Genomic DNA, 3,218 nt, shown 5'->3' with positions numbered 1-3,218 from the left:
GCCATCTTACGGGATGGCCTCTACCAAGAAGTAGAAAAGGGCACACGGGGGATGCCTAGGCTCTCAGAGGCGATGAAGGACGTGATAAGCTGCGATAAGCGACGGGGATGGGCACATACCAATTGATCCGTTGATTTCCGAATGGGGCAACCCACTAGTGTGAAGCACTAGGGCTTACTTCTTTTTAAGGAGTAGGGGCAAACCCGGGGAACTGAAACATCTAAGTACCCGGAGGAAAAGAAAATAACAATGATTCCCCAAGTAGTGGCGAGCGAACGGGGAGGAGCCCAAACCGGGTTGGTTACGGCCAGTCCGGGGTTGTAGGACCTCAACATCTGATTAAGTTACTTTAGCCGAACGACATGGGAAGGTCGATCATAGAGGGTGAGAATCCCGTAGGCGAGCTGGTAATTTACGGTAGAGGATTCCTGAGTAGGGGGGGACCGGAGAAATCCCCTCTGAATCCAGCGGCACCATCCGCTAAGGCTACATACTCCTGAGAGACCGATAGTGAACTAGTACCGTGAGGGAAAGGTGAAAAGAACCGGGAATACCGGAGTGAAAAGAACCTGAAACCGTGTGCTTACAAGCAGTTAGAGGACTTTAGTGGTCTGATAGCGTGCCTTTTGCATAATGAGCCTACGAGTTACTCCTCTCTGGCAAGGTTAAATGCTTTAAAGCATGGAGCCGCAGCGAAAGCGAGTCTGAATAGGGCGCAGAGTCAGAGGGGGTAGACGCGAAACTTTGTGATCTACCCTTGAGCAGGTTGAAGGTTGGGTAACACCAACTGGAGGACCGAACCAGTTTCCGTTGAAAAGGATTTGGATGACTTGAGGGTAGGGGTGAAAGGCCAATCAAACTGAGAAATAGCTCGTACTCCCCGAAATGTATTTAGGTACAGCGTCGGCGTAGAGTTACATGGAGGTAGAGCTACCGATAGGACTAGGGGGTGTCATAGCCTACCGAATCCTGACGAACTCCGAATGCCATGTAATATAGCCGGCAGTGAGGCTTGGGGTGCTAAGGTCCCAGGCCGAGAGGGAAAGAACCCAGACCATCCGCTAAGGTCCCTAAATTCGGACTAAGTTGAACAAAGGAGGTCCACTTGCTTTGACAGCCAGGAGGTTGGCTTGGAAGCAGCCATTCCTTTAAAGAGTGCGTAACAGCTCACTGGTCGAGCGAGAGGGCATCGATAATACACGGGCATCAAGTCCGGTACCGAAGCGATGGATTTAACTTTAAGTAGTTAAGTGGTAGGGGAGCATTCTAGTCAGCGGTGAAGGTGTGTCGTCAGGCATGCTGGAGCGGCTAGAAAAGCAAATGTAGGCATGAGTAACGATAAAGGGGGTGCGAAACCCCCTCGCCGATAGACTAAGGTTTCCTGCTCAACGCTAATCGGAGCAGGGTTAGTCGGGACCTAAGGCTACGCCGAGAGGCTACGTCGATGGACAGCTGGTTGATATTCCAGCACTTAGGAAGTAGAGTGATGCAGTGACGCAGAAGTGAAAGTACCGCGAGCGGACGGAAGTGCTCGTTAAAGGGTGTAGGTATAGGAGGGGTAGTTAAGTACGCCCCTTTTGCTGAAACCTGATAGTACCTAGCGGCTTCGGCCAATGGGATAGTGTACCTAATCAGACTGCCAAGAAAACCTGCTAAGCGTTTACTGCTTACTAACCCGTACCGCAAACCGACACAGGTAGTCAAGGAGAGTATCCTGAGGCGCTCGAGTGAATCACGGCCAAGGAACTCGGCAAAATGGTCCTGTAACTTCGGGAGAAGGGACGCTTCCTCGTAGCAATACGAGAAGCCGCAGTGAAAAGGCCCAGGCGACTGTTTAACAAAAACACATGGCTTTGCGAACGCGTAAGCGGAAGTATAAGGCCTGACACCTGCCCGGTGCCGGAAGGTTAAGAGGGGAACTTAGCGCAAGCGAAGGTTTGAATCGAAGCCCCGGTAAACGGCGGCCGTAACTATAACGGTCCTAAGGTAGCGAAATTCCTTGTCGGGTAAGTTCCGACCTGCACGAATGGTGTAACGATCTGGGCGCTGTCTCAGCCGTGAGCTCGGTGAAATTGTAGTCTCGGTGAAGATGCCGAGTACCCGCCACGGGACGGAAAGACCCCGTGCACCTTTACTATAGGTTGACATTGACGCTGGACAACACATGTGTAGCATAGGTGGGAGACGTTGAGCCAGGGCCGCTAGGTTTTGGGGAGTCGCCGTTGAAATACCACCCTTGTGTTGTTTGGCGCCTAATCTGGAAAACGGAGACAGTGTCTGCTGGGTAGTTTGACTGGGGTGGTCGCCTCCAAAAGAGTATCGGAGGCTTTCAAAGGTCCGCTCAATCCGCTTGGTAACCGGATGTAGAGCGCAATAGCAGAAGCGGGCTTGACTGTGAGGCCTACAAGCCGAGCAGGGTCGAAAGACGGATATAGTGATCCGGTGGTTCCGTATGGAAGGGCCATCGCTCAAAGGATAAAAGGTACGCCGGGGATAACAGGCTGATCTCCCCCAAGAGCTCATATCGACGGGGAGGTTTGGCACCTCGATGTCGGCTCGTCACGTCCTGGGGCTGGAGAAGGTCCCAAGGGTTCGGCTGTTCGCCGATTAAAGTGGCACGCGAGCTGGGTTCAGAACGTCGTGAGACAGTTCGGTCCCTATCTGTGGTGGGCGTAGGATATTTGACAGGACCTGACTTTAGTACGAGAGGACCGAGTTGGACCAGCCGCTCGTCTACCGGTTGTGACGCCAGTTGCAGTGCCGGGTAGCGACGCTGGGATGAGATAAGCGCTGAAAGCATCTAAGTGCGAAACTCACCTGAAGATGAGATATCCGATTGAAGAGCCGTTCGAGACGAGGACGTTGATAGGCCCTAGGTGTAGAGTCCGAAATGGCACAGCCGAGGGGTACTAAGGGCTCGATAGCTTCTGGTACAGATGAGGCGCTGAACGGCGCCGTGCTCACCGCTTACTTTTTCTTTAGCTCTGCCTCTATGTCGAATTTCACGGCTGGTTTGTGCGAACACGCAAACTGAGTCGAACAGATAATGGTGGCTTTAGCCCGGGTGTTCACCTCTTCCCATTCCGAACAGAGTCGTTAAGCCCCGGAGCGCCTATGGTACTGCCTTCACCGGTGGGAGAGTCGGTCGCCGCCAACCTTATCTACAAGTCGCCCCGCGGCGTCCAGCGTCCCCACTTGGGGAGCCGGATGCGCGGGGC

Annotated in this window: 2 rRNA genes; both read left to right on the top strand. The window is 53.4% G+C overall.

The features are described from left to right. Nucleotides 1-24 precede the first annotated feature (24 nt). A 23S ribosomal RNA gene (locus CDA63_RS19910) occupies nt 25-2,933 on the top strand. 112 nt (nt 2,934-3,045) lie between these two features. Continuing rightward, a 5S ribosomal RNA gene (rrf, locus tag CDA63_RS19905) occupies nt 3,046-3,157 on the top strand. The last annotated feature ends 61 nt before the right edge of the window (nt 3,158-3,218 follow it).

Origin of the sequence: Hymenobacter amundsenii (genome assembly GCF_002204745.1) — a bacterium.
Lineage (GTDB): Bacteria > Bacteroidota > Bacteroidia > Cytophagales > Hymenobacteraceae > Hymenobacter > Hymenobacter amundsenii.
This window is presented reverse-complemented; position numbering and strand designations above follow the sequence as displayed.